Genomic DNA, 19,188 nt, shown 5'->3' with positions numbered 1-19,188 from the left:
GTTTTCCAATTTTGTTCGCCGCTTTGGGATAATCGGAGATGCTCTGGTGGTTCACGGCCTTGCAGACCGCCCGGTATGCGAGACGCTGCGCCGGTGCAGGAGAGGTCGCGCGTAACCCCTGATGAAGACCCTGAGACTAGTTTCGACTCCGACACGCAACCGCCGGCTGAATGAGATCATCGGGCTGACCGTTCTGGTAGGCGCCGCTCTGCTGCTGCTGGCGCTGGCGACCTATACGCCCTCCGATCCTTCGTTCAACACCGTCGGAGCCTATGTCACGGGACGACCAGCGCATAACTGGACTGGAATCATCGGCGCCTACATCGCCGATGCCCTGATGCAGGCGATTGGCGTTGCAGCCTTCTTTCTGCCGTTGGTGCTGGGACGGCTGGGGCTGTGCTGGATGTGGTCGCGGCCTGCCGGTTCTCCACTGGCGAAGAGCATTGGATTAGGCCTGTGGGTGGTCTTCGGCCCGGCGGCGATCGCTCTGCTGCCAGGACACATACTTTGGCATCGCACTCTCCCGATCGAGGGCGTGAGCGGACGGCTATTGGCAGATGTCATGGTGCAATATCTGAACCTGCCCGGCGCCTGCATTGTTGTAGCGCTCATGGTAGCGCTGTCGCTCTATCTCACCACGACATTCACGTTCAACACGGCGCGCGAGTGGAGCCTGATCCACTTCTCTTTCGCGCAATCGCTGTGGGAGCGGTGGGCGCGATGGAAGAGCCGGCGGAAGAGCGCCAGTATCGCCGCAGCGAAAGAAGCCTATGGCAGTAAGCGCGAGCAGGCAGATTTAAAAGCCCAGCGGGCGCGTGAAGAAGCTGAGCGCAGAAACAACAAGATCGAAAGCAATACATTGCTGGGCGGTCTATTTGGCTGGTGGGGACGAAGGAAGCGGACGGAGGCGATCTCGATCGATCCGCAGGAAGAACTTGTCGCGGAACCAACCTCGATGTGGCAGGCCATGCCGCGCACATTTGTCGACGCTCCTCCGGTCACACCGTTCAGCACCGCTGCCGCCGCCGCCGCGCCCTATGCCGATGCACTGGCGAAGGCCGCCACACCCGGCCATGCGCTCGAAGACGAATCAAACTTTCAGCCCCGTAGTTTCGAAGCGGAGCGTGCCCCTGCTCCCATTCGCGCAGTAAAAAGGATGGAAGAGCCAAGGGCGGCGGCGTTTGCGCCAATTCCTGCGGCCCCGCAGGCAATAGAGATAGAGGAGGATATCTCTTTCGGCAAGCGGGCCGACGCCGACATCAAAACGGTAACGATTGTGCCCAAGAGCGTGCGCGGCTACAAGCTGCCACCCTCTTCCCTGCTGCATCGCAGCGAAGAGCAGGCCGCCGTGCGCGAAGACGCACTGCGCGAAGAGGCCCGGGTTCTGGTCGAGAAGTCCGCCGAGTTCGGTGTCAATGGACAGGTAACGCAGATCAACCCAGGCCCGGTGGTCACAACCTTTGAGTTCCGTCCCGAGGCGGGCGTGAAGGTGGCCCGCATCACTGGCCTAGCCGACGATTTGTGTCTGGCGATGGCTGCTGAATCCATCCTGATCGAGCGCATGGCAGGTAAGAGCACCGTCGGCATTCAGGTGCCGAATCTCGAACGCGAGACCATCTGGCTGCGCGATGTGGTCGAGTGCGAGAGCTTCGCGCAATCGAAGAGCAAGCTCGTCATCGCGCTGGGCAAGGACATCAACGGCCGCATCGTGACTGCCGATCTGGCTTCAATGCCGCATGTGCTCATCGCCGGATCGACAGGCTCTGGTAAATCAGTCGCCATCAACGCAATGATTATGAGCGTGCTCTTCAAGAACACGCCGGAGCAGGTGAGAATGATCCTCGTCGATCCGAAGCGCGTTGAGCTCGGCATGTACGAGGGCATCCCCCACCTGTTTACGCCAATCATCACCGAGGCGAAGCTGGCCGCGAATGCCCTGCGCAACGCCGTCCGCGAGATGGAACGGCGGTTGAAGCTGCTCGCCGCCAATCACGTTCGCAACATCGACCAGTTCAACAAGCTCTTCGATCACGGCAGCGACTACCTGTTCGAGGACGTAAACCAGGAGCCGCTGCCCTACATCATCATCATCATCGACGAGCTTGCCGACCTGATGATGCTCGACCGCTCGAACGTGGAAGAGTCGATTACGCGGCTGGCGCAGATGGCACGTGCCGTCGGCATCCACCTTATTCTCGCCACGCAGCGGCCTTCCGTCGATGTCATCACCGGTTTGATCAAGGCGAACGTGCCGACGCGCATGAGCTTCCGCTTGGCGACCAAGGTAGACTCACGAACCATCATCGACTCCAATGGCGCCGAAAGCCTGCTGGGACGCGGCGATATGCTGTATCTGCCACCGGGAACAAGCCGCGTGCAGCGTGTCCATGCACCATTTGTAACCGAAAAAGAGATCTCCGCCGTCACTGCATTCTGGAAAGCGCAGGGAGAGGCCGAGTATGTTCATGGCTTCCTCGAAGGACCGAAGGACGAAACAGGGAAGGACGGGGATGGCGGCGCGGATAGCGAAAACGACGATCCAATGTACGACGACGCCGTGCGACTGGTCTACGAGTTCGGCAAGGCCAGCACTTCCCTGCTGCAGCGGCGGCTGCGCATCGGCTATGGCCGCGCCGCCCATCTCATCGACCTGATGCACAGTGATGGTTTGGTCGGTCCTGCGGACGGATCGAAACCCCGCGAGATTCTGAAGTCACCGGACTGGGTCAGCGAAGTGGATGCGGCGATTCGATAGGAATTCCAACCACGATCTAATGATGGACGCTGCGTGCCGAACGCAACGCAACGACAGCAAGAATGCAGATGACGGCGAGCAGCGCTACCCAGAGAATGTCCGGATAGCGCTCGGTAAGCGCGCGGGTATCGGGCCGGGAATGATAATTGGGATTCAGTTGCTCAGGGCCGAGCGGTGCTCGGTTGGTCTGCGCAGTGACAGAGAAGAGACGCGCATAGTCGTATTCCGGCGTGGCAATCCCGTCATCTCCATAGAAGAGAGTTACAGGCTGCGCGGTCGGAGCGGAGAAGCAGAGCTTGCGCTGGCGCATCTCAAGCCGGACGTCGATGACAGGAAGTGGAGCGTCATCGCCGTTGTCGATGGCTACCTCCACGGTCGCAGGGCCTTGCAGGTTAGCGCCGAGAGTTGCCGGGACGCTCAGTTGCTGCTGGCGAATCTCCCGTCCAGCCTGAGTGAGATTTACGCGGACAATGGTGCCATCGATGATCTCTGCCGCAGACTTTGGCGTGCCTCTTGGACGATCAAAGATGTGAACAGCCCGACTGAAGTTGGTCTTGAAGTTTGAAGCGAGAACGAAGCTGACTCGCTCGACCGGAACCCGCTCTGGCAGCGCAAACGCAGCGACGCTCTGACGACCCTGCTGAGTGATGAGCGTGGTCTCAGCAACAACAGTGTAGAGAGACTGTGCCTCGCGGCTAGGGGGAACAGTGGCTCCTTTCACCATCCTCGGCGTAACGGAGAAGCCGTGAGTGCCAGGAGCAGGCGAGGCGGTTAAGACGACGTGTAGATAGGGGAAACTCGACTCCTGCAGATGAAGCGTTGTGCTGTGCCAGAGGTGCTGCGTGGCCAGGTCGAAGAGAGTGAAGACGCCGAGGCGAGTCGCGTTGGAGGACTGTGGTGTATCAAGTCCTGTGACCGTCGCGGTGGCAAGATAATCACGACCTGCAAGATCCAGTTCGACGTCGGTGTATGTCCGGGGGGGCATCGCGAGATCGAAGACGATACTGTGGCCACGCATTCCAAGATTTAGAACACGCGCCGCCGTGCTGTCCGCCTGCGCAGGTTCGCTGAGCGTGATGGCGTAGGGAATTTCCTGCGCGTCTTGATAGAGCCGGGCATCTCTAAGCGACGGAGCGGCATGGGAAAACATCTGGCCATCGATGACGGCACACGTCTGCCCCGCACCATCGGGAAGCGAGATCGTCCGCTGGTAACGTGAGTACTGCTGCGCATCAGTCGCAGTTTCTGGAGCCGGGGCCGCTACTGTCTGCCAGAAGAGCAGCAACATCAGGAGCGCAGACCTCATCGCTCAGCTCCTTTGCCGACTGGCGTGTCCGGCTCGGAGTCACGCAAGGCCAGCCAGTCCTTCTGGTATGCAAAGCTGACCGCCATGAGAAGCACGCCAAGGCCAAGGAAGCTGACGACGCGGTACCCTTGGCTGAGGTTACGCATGTCGTAGAGAAAGGTTTTGGCGATCGTGAAGACGATCAGCAGTAGCGCCTGCCAGCGAATAAAAGCAGTGCGCCGCCAGAAGCCTAGAGCGAGCAGAATCGCACCGTAGACCATAAGGAATGCAGAGATGGCAAGTGCCTTCTGTAACTCAGCCTCAGAAGGAATCCGAGCCTGTCCCCAGACTGTATTCAGTTCGCGAACACACGCCACGATTGCCACGAAATTGAGCGCAATGATGGAAACTCCCGCAATGTGCGGCCAGGTGGGCTCGCCTCCAGTGGAGTAGCGCGCATGAAGAGCGATCCACGTTGCGCAAGCGAGGACCGCAATTCCAAAGAGCGCAGTGGCAAAACGACCATTGAGAAAAGCGGTCTGAACAGGCGTGTCAAACCAGACAGGCTGCACCAGCAGAGCGCAGAATCCCAGGGCGAGCGCCGCCATCGCAAGCGAACGAAGAATGCGATTCGCGCTGACCGAGGCCGCATCCGCCATGGCCGTTTCGAGGCGTGCGGAGACCCAAAGCAGCGCAGCAGCCTCTGCAAACCAGCCCACGGTAATCCAGCGCCCATTGGCCTTCAACGGAATGGCGATCGTAAGAAATACAACGGACAGCGACAGGTGAACAGCCGAAGCAATACTCGTCTGCGGCAATCGCATCACGCCAAGGTACACAGCGGCAAATAACACCATCAGCCATGGGAGGAGATTGTGATGCCCTGCGTCCTGCAAAAGCGAGTAAAGCGCCAGCGATGCAAAGATGGCATTGCCCAGCGGCAGAAAGACCTCGGTGATGCGGAATGCACCTCGCCGACCGGGCTGCACAAGTTTTCGGCTCTCTTCCCAACCGATGGGAACCGATACAAAGACAGCAAAGAAGAGAGCGACGAAGAGCACCGTCGGACTAAGCTGGTCAGCAGAATTGAATGCAATATACCAGCCGATAAAATAGGCAACCGTGGCGGGAAACGCTCCCAAAAGCAGCCTCGGCCAGGGCTTGAGCCGAAGAAGAATTATCGTTGCGACATCGATCGCGAGTATGTAGGTAAAGAGAAATATCTCGTGATTGCCGCCGGTAGAGAGCAGCAGTGGCGTCGCCAGGCCTCCTGTCAGGGCGTAGGCAGCCAGAATCTCGCTGTCCTGCGACCAGGCCATGAAGGCGTTCCATGCAGTCACGAGGATCATTGCCCCAAGCGCCACGGGAGCGGGCAACAGATGATAAAGCTGGAAGGCTGCCCACAGTGAAAGGTAGAGCACGCCGCTGCCAATCGCCTTGAGCGACCAGGAAAAAAGATTGAAACCCTGTCGGCGGAAGTGCTCTGACCACACGACCAGTCCTGCGCCTGCAATCAACCCGGCCACGACGCGGCCCAGTGGTCCGATCCAATGGTTGTCCATGGCAAGTTTGAGAAACCATGTCGCCCCAATAAGCAGAGCAACAATCCCAACGCGACTGAAGAGTTGCGAGCCAATGCGGTTCTCCAGCGACGCCCTCGGGCTGGCGGATTCCTCAATCGACGGAGTTGCCAGAGGTGGCGGTGCAGCTTTGGCGGACGATCTCGCAGGCATGCCTCCACGCAATTGGATAATCTCGCGCTCAAGCGCATCAACCCGCTCCGACAACGATGCCAGTTCTCCGGCAAGACGTGTTTCACGATCCTGCTGCGCGGCCATGTCCTCTTCGCCCATTGGCAATACTTTACCGTTATTGCGGCACGCAGCGGCAGTAATTGGCAATGATTGGGGTCAGCATTGGCGCTTGAATCTCTCAGTTGATACTCTTTGCGTGAATGAAAAACGAGACTTTGCCGCTGCGGATCCTGGTTGTTGACGACGATGCCCTTAGCCGCGATGTAATTGCTCTGCTGCTCGAGCACGCCGGTTTCGTCGTGGTCACGGCAGATTCAGGGGATGAAGCAATGCATTATCTAGACAACACCCCGGGGCCTGCGCCCGCTGTCGTACTGGCTGATATCCAGATGCCAGGTACCAGCGGCAGCTCACTTGCCCACGCGTTGCGTGATTGCTGCGGGGCAGGTACCCGCCTGCTGGCCATGAGTGGCAGCTCGCCCAGCGAGCAGGTCGTGCGCGGGTTCGATGCGCTCTTGCTGAAGCCCTTCACTATCGAAGAACTAACCGCCGCAATTGCCGGGACTCACCATTCTGCCACGGTAGCCGGAAAGTCTATTCATGAGGACCTAACGATTCTGAATGAAAATATCTATGAGAGGCTCGCAGCATCCATGCGCAGAGAACGATTGCAGCAGCTCTACGCTTTGTGCCTGGATGATATAAAGGAGCGGATTGGCCGGATGCGGCAAACCGCGTCTGACATAGACGATGCGACGTTCCGAAGAGAGGCACACGCCATCCATGGGGGCGCCGGAATGGTCGGAGCTATAGAGTTGCAGACGTTGGCTAGCATAATGGAGGAGAATGGCAACGCTAATCATGTAGCTTCTCTGGATGAATTCATCAACGCATGGGAGCGTCTGCGTCGTATCCTGATGGCGCGCAAGATCATTTAGGCAACTGGCACTGCATAATGAGGGGGAGCAACTCTATGAACGCCGCAGTGAAAAAAGCTGACAACGCTGCAATCGCCGTAACGCCAATCCGTATCGTCGTCGCCGACGATCATCCCGTAGTCCGTTTCGGCGTCAAGAACATGCTCGAAGACGAGCCCGGCTTTGAAGTCGTAGGCGAGGCAGAGGATGGCGACGTCGCCATCACGCAGACGCTGGAACTGGAGCCGGACATTCTGCTTCTCGACCTGCAGATGCCACGTCTGCCCGGTCTCGAGGCCATGCGTGCCATCATGAGCAAATCTCCCCGGGTAAAGATCATTCTGCTAACCAGCACTATTTCGACCCAGCAGGTGATTGAGGCTCTGCAGATTGGCGCACGCGGTATTGTGCTGAAGGACGCGGTCGCCAGCGACCTCGCAACATCCCTGCGCGCAGTGCTCCAGGGCGACTACTGGATCGGCGGAGAGCGCGTCGCAAACCTGCTGACCGCATTGAACGAACTGATGAGCAAAGCCGCTGCCGTGCCGGAGCGGAAGACCTACGGACTCACCCCGCGCGAACTTGAGGTGACCACCTGCATCGTCGAGGGATGCAGCAACAAGGATGTCGCCAAGCAGTTCGCCATCAGCGAAGAGACCGTGAAGCGGCACCTCTCGAACATCTTCGATAAAACCGGCGTCTCGACCCGGCTGGAGCTTGCACTGTTCGCCATCGCCCACAAGCTGGTCAGCCTCAATCTCTGAGCCAGCCCGCGCAGCGAACCTTCAGTAAGATTGAAGACATGAAAGACATGAGCGATGATGCAGCTGCAAACATAGTGGATCTTCTTGTAGTCGGCGCCGGTCCCACCGGGCTCGCCTGTGCCATCGAGGCGCAGCGGGCAGGATTTTCCACCCTGTTGGTCGACAAGGGCTGCCTCTGCAACTCGCTCTTCCACTATCCCGCGCACATGACATTTTTCACTACACCGGAGCTGCTGGAGATCGGCAACATGCCCTTCTCCAGCCCGAACCAGAAACCCAATCGCAATGAAGCGCTGGAGTATTACCGCAAAGTTGCAGAGCATTACCGCCTCGACATCCACCAGTACGAGACGGTTGAAAAAGTCGAAGGCAGCGACGGCAATTTCATTGTTCACACAACCGACCGCTTCGCTCGCCCACTCACCCACCGCGCCCGCAAACTGGCCATCTCCACCGGCTATTACGACTTACCCAACTATCTGGACATTCCCGGAGAAGAGTTGCACAAGGTCCGCCACTACTATCACGAACCACATCCGTTCTACGGATTGGACGTGGTTGTTATTGGCGGCAAGAACTCGGCAGCAATTGCCGCGCTCGATCTCTGGCGGCATGGCGCGCGCGTAACGCTGGTGCACCGCGGGCCAGCAATGCACCACCATGTAAAGTACTGGATACTACCTGACATCAACAACCGTGTGAAAAATGGCGAGATCAAGGCTTACTTCAACAGCACCGTGTCCAACATCTCGGAAGACGATGTCACCCTGCAGACGCCCGAGGGCCCGGTGACACTGCCGAATCATTTTGTGTTTGCGCTGACGGGTTATCACCCTGATTTTGAATTTATCGAACGGCTCGGAGTTAAGCTGGATGAAGGAAACGACCGTTGCCCGGTCTGCGATCCAGCTACGCTCGAAAGCAACGTTCCCGGCATTTACCTGGCTGGTGTCATCGTTGCCGGCGAACGAACCAACGAAATCTTTATCGAAAACGGCCGCTTTCATGGCCAACTTATTGCCGAAGACCTGCGGGCCAAGAGGGTAGCCGTTTAGATTCGAATCATCTTCTCCCGCCGAAGAAACTCAAAACTATCGAATCCTTAATCGTTCCCGGCGTAGAATAAGTATTATGTCGCGAGGATGGGAGAGTAAATCCGTGGAAGAACAACAATCTCAGGCCGCTGCGCCACAACCTGATCCCACCAAAGCCAGCGTCGAGTCGGCTGAACGCAGACGTCAGCGACAAGCGCTGGAGTTACAACGGGAGCGCGTCCTGTCGGAACGGACATCGAGTCCGCACCGACGATCTGCACTTGAGCTCGCACTTGCCGATATCGAAGAGAAGCTCTCCGAACTCGGCTGGACGATCCACCTGTAGCACGCTAGCTGTGACGGTGAAGGACCATTGAGTTTGCCTGGTCGATCGTGGTCATCAGGATATTGTGGATGTTGACGTGTGCCGGTCGACTGGCTGCCCACACAATAGCGTCCGCTACGTCCTCAGGTTGCAACGGCGTGATGTTCTGATAGACCTTCTCTGCCTTCTCCTCGTCTCCGTGAAATCGAACCGAGCTGAACGCCGTCTCGACCATGCCCGGATCCACCGAGGTCACGCGCACGGAGGTTCCCATCAAATCTATCTTCAGGCCCTCGCTGATGGCCTTCTCCGCAGCCTTCGTCGCGCAGTAGACGGCACCGTTGGCGTAGGTAATGTACCCGGCCGTAGACCCAAGGTTGATGACGTGTCCCCGCCCACGGGAGACCATGCCCGGCACCACGGCGCGCGTGACGTAGAGCAAGCCTTTGATGTTGGTATCGATCATCTCTTCCCAGTTCTCAGGATCGTCCTCGTATAGCTTGCTGAGGCCACGGCTAAGACCGGCGTTATTAACCAGTACATCAATCTCCCGCCAATCCGTCGGAAGCTCCGCAATGGCCCCTTCGACAACGGCACGCTTCTGAACGTCGAGTTCAAACGCGTGAACCCCAGGTGCTCCCGTATCCAGAAGCGCCTGTTTGAGCTCTTCCAGGCGCTCCAGCCGCCGCGCGCAGAGCAGGAGCCGGGCTCCCTCATGTGCAAAGGCCAATGCGGTCGCTCTACCGATTCCTGAGCTTGCACCTGTGACGATAACGATCTTTCCCTGTAAGGATTTCATAGCTTTCTTATAGCAAAAAAACGAGATGCCGCGTCGAACGGCATCTCGCTTTCATTGGCTTGCCTATTGCTTACTGCGGGTTTGAAGTTCCTGTGGCGTCCGGAGCAGGTGCAGGTGCAGGTTGAGCGCTGACTTCAGGGCTGGACTCTTTGACCCCAATTGCGTCACCGGAGACGACAAGCTGTACGCGGCGATTTTGCGCACGTCCCTGGGACGTGCTGTTGTCGGCCACCGGGTTGCTCTTGCCATAGCCGGTTGACGTAATGTTATCCGGCTGGACGCCCTGACCGATGAGAAAGGCCTTGACGCTATCGGCACGATTTTCCGACAGCTTCTGGTTCATCATGTCGCTGCCAACGCTATCGGTGTAGCCTTCGACCTGTAGCTTCAGGCCAGGGTAAGCCTGAAGGATTCCAGCCACCTTGGCCAGACTGATCTGCGTTGTCGGCTTCAAGGTGTACTTGCCCGTGTCGAAGAGCACATCGGACATATTGACGATGAGACCACGCGCAGTTTCACTGGTGGCCAGAACACTGTTCAACTGGTTGCGTAGGCGTTCGCGAACAGCATTTGCGTTCTCGGCGTTCTTATTGGCCTCGGCGGCGCGGGCACGGGCCTCGGCTGCTTCGGCGTCTGCCTTCGCCTTCGCAGCCTGAGCGCGCTCAGCTTCGAGCTGCGCCTGCTGGGCCTGCAACTGCGACTGCTGCGCTGCCATCTGCGATTGCTGGGCTTCCAGCTGCGATTGCTGTGCGGCACGTTGCGCGTTCAATTGGCGCTCTTCCTCTTTTTTGCGGAGGGTTGCCAGCCGGGCATCCTCAGATCGCTGGACGGCCTGGCGGGCGAAGGTGATCTCCATCTTGCGGTCGCCCTTTTTGTTGCTTTGGATATCGGCGGCATTCTGGAGGTCCTGTTTCGCTTCTTTCATAATGTCGGCTGCGTACGTGTCCGCGCCGTTCGCCTGAGCGATCCGCACCGCGTTGTATGCCTGATATAGCTCGAGCGGAGCCTTCTCATCGCGGGTGATGGGGTTTTCATTCGTCTTGGAACCCTCGGTCGGCGCATAGAAGCCACGCGGCAGAAGCGCATAGTGCGCGTTCACCTTTTCGAGGACGCCGTTGGTCTTGTCCTCAATGATGTCGTTTTGCAGAACAACCACGTCACTCGGCTGGGTGACGGCGAAGTAAGGTTCGGCGGTAACGATCATTCCAAAAGACTGGAGCGGAGTGGTTACATGGATGTTGTTCTTGGTGCCCGCAGGCAGGATCTCGCCGAGATTGGTAGCACGGCCATCAGGTGTGATCGCCCAGAGAACATAGGTTAAATAGCCAGGACCAAAGCCATTGGCAGGGGTAAGACCTTTAAACTCGGCATCGATGGTGATGCGGCCACGCTCGCTCTGGACTTTGGCCTCACCTCGACCGTTGGGAAGAAGCGACGTCCCACGGAAAGCAATCTTGGTGCTGCTGCTTCGATGCAGATAATTCACTGCGTCGAGGTCGCGGTGCACAACTTTGACCTGGTAGAAATAAACCCCATTCCTTTTGGTGATGGTCGTCGAATCTTCGGTGGGGCTTGTGGTCTGGGTTGTCGTTGTCGTTCTCGTCGTCTGAGCAAAGGCAGTGGGCAGGACCGACAAGGCAGCACCGGCAAACAAAAGCGCGGACAATGCCCGCGCGGAAGAACTTTCTATCGTACGCTTCATGGTCTCTCCTGGAGTTCCTGAGTGCATGTCAAAACAAGACAGGCAATCTCCTGTTGTTTTTCGATGCCCCCTATCGGCCAAAGGTAGTCCCTGAACGCAGAACTGCCCCATCTTCTTCGATGTAGCACAAAGGAAATGGGGCAACTAGAGATACTAAGCCGAGTGCTGCTGTTGGGCCGCCGAGCGGTGCACGAAGTGGTAAGGCGGCCACGGACCCGAAAGCTGCATGCGGCACTCTTTCAACTGCTGAGTGGCCGAAGAATATTTGTTCTGGTAACGCTCTACTGTCTTGTTATCGATGAGGTGGGCGATATCCAACAGCATCTTGCCTGATTCCATTCGTTTGCAGGTAATCTCTTCCGCGATCGGAAGGAACATACGATGCATCTGGATGGAGAGAGCGCGGGCCTTGGACTGGCGCTCTCGCTGACGGCTGGCGCTCTCGCGCAGGCTGGTGAGGTACTGCTGGCCGACGGTCATGTCACGAGCGGAGTTGCCGGGGCAAGTGTCGTCCACCAGGACCTTGAGGTGCATCTCGGCCTTGCCGCGAAGCCGCTCGACATTGGCCTGAAAGTGACGCTGGTTGGAGCGGACGGAGCGGCGAAGCGCGTCGTCATCTTGAAAAGTAGTGCCAAAACGGAACGGAAGAACGGTTGAAAGTTTGAAGCAATCCGCGATGACGCGGGCATGATCTTTAGCAGCTTGCTGGTCGAGCCTCTCATGGTCTTCATTACTGTGCTCGGAGACGATGACGGCCAAATCACTGGCGGGAAACAAGAATGCCTGATTACCGAAGAGGCCTGAGACTCCGGTAAGGGGCATTGGACGACGGTGCCGGCAAAGTTCCGGGAACGACTGTCGTTCTGCGATGCAATAGGCGTACCATGCCATATCTTTTACCTTCCTTTAGCGCGCTGAGGGGTCTAACTGCCCCATCAGGAAGTTGGTTATGGAACTCATACGGATTCGAAAATCTGGTTGGAAGCTATACATTTGTAATGGTTTTGACTCAGACGAAATGCGCGATTAGCGGTCTCGACTGAATGCGAAACGGATAGTATGCCTCTTGGGAGACCGTTGGCAAGAATTTCTTAATCTTTCCGCTAAGTAATTGAACTTACAGGGAGCGCGACAGGTCCAAAAGTGCCGTCTTCTACGAATTTTCGTCGGAGTTCGATCCTTTTGTATCTTTTGACCGCCTCATTTCCGCGCAAAATTAGAGGTTCAGGAGTTCGCGGCCAGATTTATGAGACGTCCTTTGGGCACTGGCCTACCATACGCAACATTTTTCCAATGTCACGAACAACCGCTCGGGTATCAACTTCTTCCCACGCTGGAGGCTACGTTATCTTGAAAGCATGAGCTCATTCACACGCAGTCCCAAACAAATCTGGAATTTTGTTGCTCTATTGCTGATGACCGGCTTCGTCGCCCATAATGCGGTGGCGCAGGCCCCGGCAGCCGAGCCAAAATCTGACGTGATTGTGTTTACCAATGGCGACCAGTTGACCGGAACCATGGAGCGTGGGGTCGGCGACAGCGTTGTCTTCAAAGGCGACACAGTTGGCGAGATCACGATCCCGATGAGCAAGATTAAGGAGCTTCGCACCCACGGCAGCTTTGTCGTCATCCGCAAAGACGAGAAGCCAACGAGGATCACCCGCCGTCCGGGAAGCCTCGTCTACGCCGACAATGCTGTAACCGTAGAGACCACGTCAGGCGCCCCCGAGACGGTGCCCGTGAAGAGCCTTGCCTACATCATCGACCAGACGACGTATGACAACGAAGTGGCGCACCACCCGAACTTTTTGCATGGATGGAACGGGTCCGTCTCGGGAGGGGCGACGCTGATCCGCTCGACCCAGACAGGAACCAGCTTCAGCGCCGGTGTCGCGCTGATCCGTTCAATCCCTGACGTGCCCTACCTGCCGGCGAAGAGGCGCACCACCTTCAACCTGCTCGAGAGCTACGGCAAGCTGACCCAGCCCGTGATTCCACAGACAACCCCGCCGACGCCCGCTTCGGAGGCGAAGACGAATATCTTTCACGCTGATGCGGAGCATGACCTCTACTTCTCCCCCCGGTTTTACGCGCTGGGCGAAGTCTCCTTCGACCATAACTTTGCCCAGGGCCTGAACCTGCAACAGGTATACGGCGGCGGTTTCGGCTGGACCCCACTCGAGACATCGGCACAGCAGCTCGACCTGAAGGCGGACGTGCACTACGAGATGCAGTCCTTCATCGAGCCCAACCCGATCACTCCAGCCAACCCGCACATTCCTAACCAGAACCTGATCGGTTCCACCTTCGGCGAAGCCTATCACCGCAACCTGCCCGGCAAGATCGTCTTCACCGAGAGCGCGAGCGTTCTGCCAGCGTTCAACAACCCGAATGCCTATTCGGCGATTGCGGCGGCTGGACTGACTCTGCCCGCCTATAAGCGAATCAGCCTGGGGTTGAATGCCACGGACAACTACCTCAACATGCCCGCCACCGGCTACAAGAAGAACAGCTTCCAGTTCGTCACGTCTGTCGTTTACAGCTTCAAATAGAAGAAAGCGGTCCCGGCCCTTACTGTGGTCGAGACCGCTTACTCCTCTCCTACTTGGTCAGAATCTGTGTCACCGGCAAAGGCAGCTCAGCGTTCGCATTCTTCAGCAGAAGGCTTACCTGCCACATCTGTGTATCCGTAAGCACATGTTTAAAGGCGGGCATCCCGGTGAGCCGGATGCCGTTGGCCACCTTCCAGTAGGTTTCGCCAGCCGAATCGTCGCTTACGCCGACCACGCCTGACTTTCCATGCTTCTTCCATAGCTGAGGCGCGCTGGGGTACATATACCGGGCATAGCCTACGTCGTGGCCGGGGACGCCATGGCAACTGGCACACTGGTCGACGTAGATGTGTGCGCCCGACTCGAAGACATCCTCATTGATGCCGAAGGGCGGCGTCTTGATCTCGCGATCGATGCGGCCATTCAAGGGCACCTTGACGATCTGCTTCTCGTAAGGGAAGGGAGCGTCAGACACCGCGACCGGCAGCGTGCCAAAGTGAAGATAGAGAAACGCGCCCGCCGCAACGGCAGCAATGCCAAGAATGAAGCCCAGAAAGACCTTGCCAAAGCCGCCGTTTCCATTTTTTTTCGCCATCGTATGTGCTCCTTCGCCGGTAGCCGCCCCGGAAATGGCGGCGGATGTTCTAATAAGGGATGGCCGCAGCTGGTTTTATCGGCGCGCCCTCCAGGTTTCAACAATAGCAAAGCGCAGCTTGTGCGGGAGTAATGGTTGATGTTCGTTTTGAAGTTGAAGGAAAAGTGTGTAGCGGTTACGTTGCTGGCAGGATTGATGGCCAGCGGAGCAGGCATCGTGCAGGCGCAGTCGACGCGGCGGGAGCGGCGCGAATCGAACGCCAACCGTCAGGCCAGAATCGCGCGGATCGTCAAGGACACCTACAGCCATAGGTGGGAGGTCGGCGGAGGCGGCGGGTATCTGCGCTATCGCTCGGGCGAGGGCCTGCAGCGTAACAACGAGGTCTCCTTCTGGCTGAGCGGGACACGCTATCTCAACCCGAAGATCGGCATCGAAGCCGATGTTCGCGGCGCCTACGGCAATGCCAAGATCGGGACAAACGACTACCTCAAGTTCAACCCCCAGATCTCGGAGTACGCCTTCATGGCCGGCCCTTCCTACCGCTTTTACGCGAAGGAGAAGACCGCAGCGAGCGTCTTCGCCGTGGGTGGTGCGGGAGTCGGCAAGTTCGACAGCGGCTCGAAGGGAATTCCCTCTTCCCTGCTGGGCACGTGGCCTTCTGAAACCCGGGCGGCGTTCTCCGTAGGACTCAACCTCGACTACAACTTCTACCCCAATTTGGCAGTCCGCATCACGCCGACCTATCTAGGCACAACCTTCGGGGGAACCATACAAAACAACGCCGGACTCAACATCGGCCTCGTCTATCGGTTTGGAAGAAACTAAGCAACCACCGCTTCGACAGGCAGTTGAATTGGTAAAGACGACGGAACCGCGGTAGTCAGGACTTTCTGGCGCGTGGTTCCGTCATGTTTTTGGGGTCGAGGATCTCAGCGATCTGCTCCTCGGTGAGCAGCTTCTTCTCGCGAGCAAGGGCCACGATGCTCTGGCCGGAAGCGACAGATTCCTTTACCAGCGCGGCTGCCTTTGCATAGCCGATGTAGGGATTGAGCGCAGTGGCGAGCGCAATCGTTCTGGCGGCGTAGTGGGCGCAGCGCTCCTGATTTGCAGTGATTCCGCGAATGGAGTGGTGGTCCAACTGGCGCAGCGTATTGGTCAAAATGGTGATGGATTGCAGCGTGTTGTGGGCCATCGTGGGCATCATGACATTGAGTTCAAGCTGTCCGGCCTGAACGGCGTAGGCGGTGGCCGTGTCGTTGCCGATAACCTGAAAGGCGACCATCGCCGTTAGTTCAGCAAGCACAGGATTGACCTTCCCGGGCATGATGCTGGAGCCGGGCTGGAGGCTCGGCAGATGGATCTCGTTGAAGCCTGTGTTGGGGCCGCTCGATAACAGGCGCAGATCGTTGGAGATGCGGATCAGTTCGAGCGCCAGGGTGCGGAGTGCGGCAGAGACGTCGGCCATCGCGGCGTTCGATTGCATGGCATAACGCAGGTCTTCGGCGGGAGCCAGCTCAAAACCGGAGATGCGGCTGAGGTTGTCGATGGCGCGCTGACGATAGTCGGGATGCGTATTGAGGCCGGTGCCGACGGCGGAGCCTCCCAGACCCAATTCGCGGAGGGACTCGGCGGTGCGGGCGATGTGCTGGTGACACTTCTGAATGGCCACAGTGTAGGCCCTGAACTCCTGCCCCAGCGTGATGGGGACGGCGTCCTGCATGTGGGTACGGCCGGCTTTAAGGATGTCTTTGAACTCGCGCGCCTTGGCGTCGAGGCTCGCGGCGAGGTCGTTCAGGACGGGATAGAGGTCTTCGAGCGCCAGCAGGGTGGCGAGGCGCATGGCTGTGGGGAAGACGTCATTCGTGGACTGGCCATAGTTGACATGATCGTTGGGGTGGAGTTTTTTGTAGGTGCCTGGTGGTTCCCCAAGGATTTGCCCCGCGCGGTTGGCGATGACCTCATTGGTGTTCATATGCAGGCTGACTCCGGCTCCGGCCTGAAAGACATCTACGACAAAGTGATCGTGGTGCCGCCCATGGACAATCTCCTGCGCCGCCTGCTGAATGGCGCTTCCCTGCTCTTTTGTGATGAGACCGAGAGACTCGTTGGCTTCGGCGGCGGCATGCTTGATCATCGCCAATGCGCGAATGAGGAATGGGCTCGCCTTGAGTCCGCTGATGGGGAAGTTGGCGATGGCGCGGGCAGTTTGCGCTCCGTAGAGAGCGTCGGCGGGAACTTCGATGGCTCCTAACGAATCGGTTTCTGTGCGGGTATCGGGCATGATCTTTCTCTAAACATTGGATGCTGGGAGCCATCCGGGCGGCAGAAGGGACAACACTATGTCTGACATCCTAGAATCAATGCCGAGAGAAAAATATGGCAATCATCAATCAGGACGATTTGACTCAGAGCGTGGCGGACGCTCTGCAATACATCAGCTACTACCATCCGGTCGATTACATCGCCAATCTGGCGCGGGCCTATGAGATGGAAGAGAGCCATGCGGCCAAAGATGCAATGGCGCAAATCCTCATCAACTCACGGATGTGCGCCGAGGGGCATCGACCCATCTGCCAGGACACAGGCATTGTCACCATCTTTTTGAAGGTGGGCATGGAGGTCGTATGGCAAGGGCCGAACGGTGGCCCGGCCACCTTGGACCTGCAAGCCATATGCGATGCGGGCGTGCGTAAGGCCTATCTTGACCCCGATAACAAGTTGCGCGGAAGCATTCTGGCTGATCCCGCGTTTACGCGGAAGAATACGAAGGACAATACACCCTCAGTCGTCGAGGTTTCTCTGGTCAAGGGCGGCGACGTAGATGTGATCGTCGCAGCCAAGGGTGGAGGCTCAGAGGCGAAGTCGAAGTTTGTCATGCTGAACCCTTCGGACTCGATTGTGGATTGGGTGCTGAAGACGGTGCCGACCATGGGCGCGGGATGGTGCCCGCCGGGAATGCTCGGCATCGGCATCGGTGGCACGGCGGAGAAGGCAATGCTGCTGGCGAAGCAAGCGCTAATGGACCCCATCGACATGCAGGAGCTAAAGGCGCGCGGGCCGAAGAACAAGCTCGAAGAGCTGCGGATCGAGCTTTACGACAAGGTCAACCGTCTCGGCATTGGAGCACAGGGTCTCGGCGGCCTGACCACCGTGCTCGATATCAAGATTCTGGATTATCCGACCCACGCGGCGAATCTGCCGGTGGCGATGATTCCCAACTGCGCCGCGACGCGCCACGCGCACTTTCACTTGGACGGCAGCGGCGCGGTGATGCTCGAACCGCCATCGCTCGATGCATGGCCGAAGCTGACCTACGACGTCAGCACGGCTCGCAGCGTCGATTTGAATACAGTGACACGCGATGACGTAAAAACGTGGAAGCCGGGCGAGGTTGTCCTGCTGAGCGGCAAGCTTCTGACCGGGCGCGACGCAGCGCACAAGCGCATGACCGACATGCTGAACCGTGGCGAGAAGCTGCCAGTGGACTTCACTAACCGCTTCATCTACTACGTCGGCCCGGTGGATGCCGTGCGTGAAGAGGCCGTCGGTCCCGCCGGTCCAACGACCGCAACCCGCATGGACAAGTTCACTCGGCAAATGCTGGAGTCAACCGGCCTGCTGGGAATGGTCGGCAAAGCCGAGCGCGGCCCAGCCGCCATTGAAGCGATCCGCGACAACGAGGCGGTCTACCTGATGGCGGTCGGCGGCGCAGCCTACCTCGTCTCAAAGGCAATCAAAAGCTCCCGCGTGCTGGCCTTTGAAGACCTCGGCATGGAGGCGATCTACGAGTTCGACGTGAAAGACATGCCCGTTACCGTCGCCGTCGACACCAAGGGAACCAGCGTCCACACCACTGGGCCCGCCGAATGGAAGGCGAGAATATCGGGAGACCTGGGCGGCGTGCGAATCCTGCAATAACGCCCCACTTGGATGTCGAATATCAGGAGATGCGCGAAGGATTTTCCGCTGGCGGGACCTGCTTGGCCTTTCGGTTTAGCACGAAGCTACGCCGCCTGCGGCGCGTGTCGCTGGCGTGATCGATCTTCTTCCAGAAGCCGACGAAATAATCGACCGCCGAAATAATCGAGACGATCGCCATCCAGTAGATCGCCGTCACGGCGATAAAGTGGACGCCAACGATGAATCCGCCCCAGTTCCAGTAGTCCCAGCGGTGCGCCAGAATAGCGGCCACAACCGAAACAATCTGGATGACAGTCTTGAGCTTGCCGATCTCGCTGGCTTGAATAGTAAAGCCTTCGGCGGCGGCGATGGAGCGCAACCCCGAGACGAGAAACTCGCGGCCAATCACCAGGACGGCGATCCACGGCGGAACGACGCGTGGATTGTAGGCAACCAGAATAATAAAGGCCGCGCTGACCATCAGCTTGTCGGCCAATGGATCGAGCAACATCCCCATGGTGGTAATCTGCTGCCGCCGCCGCGCGAGGTAGCCGTCGAGGCCGTCAGTAATGCTGGCCAGAATGAAGACGATGGAGGCGATGACCTCTTGTTCGCCGCCACGCAAGCCCAGCGCTCCATGACCACCCACCCAGGGAAACGAGGGCGAGAGTATCCAGATAAGAAGGGGCACGCAGGCAACGCGGCTCATCGTAATGGAGTTGGGCAGGTTCATGAGCAGAACTTGAGAACGGCGTGGGTGGCAACACCGCCCAATGATAGTAATTCTGCCACATCAGGGGTAGCAG

The 19,188-nt window shown here is 58.2% G+C and carries 16 protein-coding genes; 8 read left to right on the top strand and 8 right to left on the bottom strand.

What is annotated here, in order from left to right; translation table 11 throughout:
* Positions 1 to 121 precede the first annotated feature (121 nt).
* Positions 122 to 2,755, top strand: a complete 2,634-nt coding sequence (locus tag P4G45_RS03230; RefSeq protein ID WP_348268246.1) for a DNA translocase FtsK — start codon at positions 122 to 124, stop codon at positions 2,753 to 2,755.
* Positions 2,756 to 2,771: 16 nt separating this feature from the next.
* On the opposite strand, the gene P4G45_RS03225 is transcribed toward P4G45_RS03230, so the two are convergent.
* On the bottom strand, positions 2,772 to 4,061 hold the full coding sequence (locus P4G45_RS03225) for a DUF3999 family protein (protein ID WP_348268245.1): 1,290 nt from the start codon (positions 4,059 to 4,061) through the stop codon (positions 2,772 to 2,774).
* Positions 4,058 to 5,893: a DUF2339 domain-containing protein gene (locus P4G45_RS03220; RefSeq protein ID WP_348268244.1), complete on the bottom strand. Its 1,836-nt coding sequence runs from the start codon at positions 5,891 to 5,893 to the stop codon at positions 4,058 to 4,060. The genes P4G45_RS03225 and P4G45_RS03220 overlap by 4 nt, the downstream gene beginning before the upstream one ends.
* A 101-nt stretch (positions 5,894 to 5,994) precedes the next feature.
* Here P4G45_RS03220 and P4G45_RS03215 point away from each other — a divergent pair, with 101 nt between their 5' ends.
* The 4 genes from P4G45_RS03215 to P4G45_RS03200 all read left to right on the top strand — a co-directional run bounded on the left by P4G45_RS03215 (position 5,995) and on the right by P4G45_RS03200 (position 8,855).
* Complete coding sequence (locus P4G45_RS03215) at positions 5,995 to 6,732, top strand: response regulator (RefSeq protein WP_348268243.1); 738 nt, start codon at positions 5,995 to 5,997, stop codon at positions 6,730 to 6,732.
* Positions 6,733 to 6,767: 35 nt separating this feature from the next.
* A complete protein-coding gene (locus P4G45_RS03210) occupies positions 6,768 to 7,475 on the top strand; it encodes a response regulator transcription factor (RefSeq protein WP_348268242.1) in 708 nt (235 codons plus the stop codon).
* A gap of 47 nt (positions 7,476 to 7,522) precedes the next feature.
* Positions 7,523 to 8,530, top strand: a complete 1,008-nt coding sequence (locus P4G45_RS03205; RefSeq protein ID WP_348268241.1) for a YpdA family putative bacillithiol disulfide reductase — start codon at positions 7,523 to 7,525, stop codon at positions 8,528 to 8,530.
* Between the two features lie 103 nt (positions 8,531 to 8,633).
* The gene (locus tag P4G45_RS03200) at positions 8,634 to 8,855 is read left to right on the top strand and encodes a hypothetical protein (RefSeq protein WP_348268240.1); all 222 of its coding nucleotides are present in this window, start codon (positions 8,634 to 8,636) and stop codon (positions 8,853 to 8,855) included.
* Between the two features lie 4 nt (positions 8,856 to 8,859).
* Here P4G45_RS03200 and P4G45_RS03195 read toward each other — a convergent pair whose 3' ends face one another.
* The 3 genes from P4G45_RS03195 to P4G45_RS03185 all read right to left on the bottom strand — a co-directional run bounded on the left by P4G45_RS03195 (position 8,860) and on the right by P4G45_RS03185 (position 12,226).
* Positions 8,860 to 9,633, bottom strand: coding sequence for an SDR family NAD(P)-dependent oxidoreductase (locus P4G45_RS03195; RefSeq protein WP_348268239.1), 774 nt, complete (start codon positions 9,631 to 9,633; stop codon positions 8,860 to 8,862).
* A gap of 70 nt (positions 9,634 to 9,703) precedes the next feature.
* A complete protein-coding gene (locus P4G45_RS03190) occupies positions 9,704 to 11,335 on the bottom strand; it encodes an OmpA family protein (protein ID WP_348268238.1) in 1,632 nt (543 codons plus the stop codon).
* A gap of 153 nt (positions 11,336 to 11,488) precedes the next feature.
* Positions 11,489 to 12,226, bottom strand: a complete 738-nt coding sequence (locus P4G45_RS03185) for a GvpL/GvpF family gas vesicle protein (protein WP_348268237.1) — start codon at positions 12,224 to 12,226, stop codon at positions 11,489 to 11,491.
* A gap of 467 nt (positions 12,227 to 12,693) precedes the next feature.
* Here P4G45_RS03185 and P4G45_RS03180 point away from each other — a divergent pair, with 467 nt between their 5' ends.
* Positions 12,694 to 13,887: a DUF481 domain-containing protein gene (locus P4G45_RS03180; protein ID WP_348268236.1), complete on the top strand. Its 1,194-nt coding sequence runs from the start codon at positions 12,694 to 12,696 to the stop codon at positions 13,885 to 13,887.
* Between the two features lie 49 nt (positions 13,888 to 13,936).
* On the opposite strand, the gene P4G45_RS03175 is transcribed toward P4G45_RS03180, so the two are convergent.
* Complete coding sequence (locus tag P4G45_RS03175) at positions 13,937 to 14,482, bottom strand: cytochrome c (protein WP_348268235.1); 546 nt, start codon at positions 14,480 to 14,482, stop codon at positions 13,937 to 13,939.
* Between the two features lie 138 nt (positions 14,483 to 14,620).
* Here P4G45_RS03175 and P4G45_RS03170 point away from each other — a divergent pair, with 138 nt between their 5' ends.
* A complete protein-coding gene (locus P4G45_RS03170) occupies positions 14,621 to 15,307 on the top strand; it encodes an outer membrane beta-barrel protein (protein WP_348268234.1) in 687 nt (228 codons plus the stop codon).
* Positions 15,308 to 15,362: 55 nt separating this feature from the next.
* Here the strand turns inward: P4G45_RS03170 and P4G45_RS03165 are convergent, their stop codons facing one another.
* On the bottom strand, positions 15,363 to 16,763 hold the full coding sequence (locus tag P4G45_RS03165) for an aspartate ammonia-lyase (protein ID WP_348268233.1): 1,401 nt from the start codon (positions 16,761 to 16,763) through the stop codon (positions 15,363 to 15,365).
* A 95-nt stretch (positions 16,764 to 16,858) separates the two neighbouring features.
* Between P4G45_RS03165 and P4G45_RS03160 the strand changes: the two genes are divergently transcribed.
* Positions 16,859 to 18,400 (top strand): fumarate hydratase, encoded by a 1,542-nt coding sequence (locus P4G45_RS03160; RefSeq protein ID WP_348268232.1) that lies wholly within the window; start codon positions 16,859 to 16,861, stop codon positions 18,398 to 18,400.
* Positions 18,401 to 18,422: 22 nt separating this feature from the next.
* Here P4G45_RS03160 and pgsA read toward each other — a convergent pair whose 3' ends face one another.
* Complete coding sequence (gene pgsA / locus P4G45_RS03155; protein WP_348268231.1) at positions 18,423 to 19,115, bottom strand: CDP-diacylglycerol--glycerol-3-phosphate 3-phosphatidyltransferase; 693 nt, start codon at positions 19,113 to 19,115, stop codon at positions 18,423 to 18,425.
* Positions 19,116 to 19,188: the final 73 nt, after the last annotated feature.

The organism is Edaphobacter paludis (assembly GCF_039993895.1).
GTDB classification, from domain to species: Bacteria; Acidobacteriota; Terriglobia; order Terriglobales; family Acidobacteriaceae; genus Edaphobacter; species Edaphobacter paludis.
This window is presented reverse-complemented; position numbering and strand designations above follow the sequence as displayed.

Excerpts from the sequence above, each read along its gene's own strand:
- P4G45_RS03230 (WP_348268246.1), top strand. The coding sequence starts at position 122 with ATGAAGACCCTGAGACTAGTTTCGACTCCGACACGCAACCGCCGGCTG.
- P4G45_RS03225 (WP_348268245.1), bottom strand. The coding sequence starts at position 4,061 with ATGAGGTCTGCGCTCCTGATGTTGCTGCTCTTCTGGCAGACAGTAGCG.
- P4G45_RS03220 (WP_348268244.1), bottom strand. The coding sequence starts at position 5,893 with ATGGGCGAAGAGGACATGGCCGCGCAGCAGGATCGTGAAACACGTCTT.
- P4G45_RS03215 (WP_348268243.1), top strand. The coding sequence starts at position 5,995 with ATGAAAAACGAGACTTTGCCGCTGCGGATCCTGGTTGTTGACGACGAT.
- P4G45_RS03210 (WP_348268242.1), top strand. The coding sequence starts at position 6,768 with ATGAACGCCGCAGTGAAAAAAGCTGACAACGCTGCAATCGCCGTAACG.
- P4G45_RS03205 (WP_348268241.1), top strand. The coding sequence starts at position 7,523 with ATGAGCGATGATGCAGCTGCAAACATAGTGGATCTTCTTGTAGTCGGC.
- P4G45_RS03195 (WP_348268239.1), bottom strand. The coding sequence starts at position 9,633 with ATGAAATCCTTACAGGGAAAGATCGTTATCGTCACAGGTGCAAGCTCA.
- P4G45_RS03190 (WP_348268238.1), bottom strand. The coding sequence starts at position 11,335 with ATGAAGCGTACGATAGAAAGTTCTTCCGCGCGGGCATTGTCCGCGCTT.
- P4G45_RS03185 (WP_348268237.1), bottom strand. The coding sequence starts at position 12,226 with ATGGCATGGTACGCCTATTGCATCGCAGAACGACAGTCGTTCCCGGAA.
- P4G45_RS03180 (WP_348268236.1), top strand. The coding sequence starts at position 12,694 with ATGAGCTCATTCACACGCAGTCCCAAACAAATCTGGAATTTTGTTGCT.
- P4G45_RS03175 (WP_348268235.1), bottom strand. The coding sequence starts at position 14,482 with ATGGCGAAAAAAAATGGAAACGGCGGCTTTGGCAAGGTCTTTCTGGGC.
- P4G45_RS03170 (WP_348268234.1), top strand. The coding sequence starts at position 14,621 with ATGTTCGTTTTGAAGTTGAAGGAAAAGTGTGTAGCGGTTACGTTGCTG.
- P4G45_RS03165 (WP_348268233.1), bottom strand. The coding sequence starts at position 16,763 with ATGCCCGATACCCGCACAGAAACCGATTCGTTAGGAGCCATCGAAGTT.
- P4G45_RS03160 (WP_348268232.1), top strand. The coding sequence starts at position 16,859 with ATGGCAATCATCAATCAGGACGATTTGACTCAGAGCGTGGCGGACGCT.
- pgsA (WP_348268231.1), bottom strand. The coding sequence starts at position 19,115 with ATGAACCTGCCCAACTCCATTACGATGAGCCGCGTTGCCTGCGTGCCC.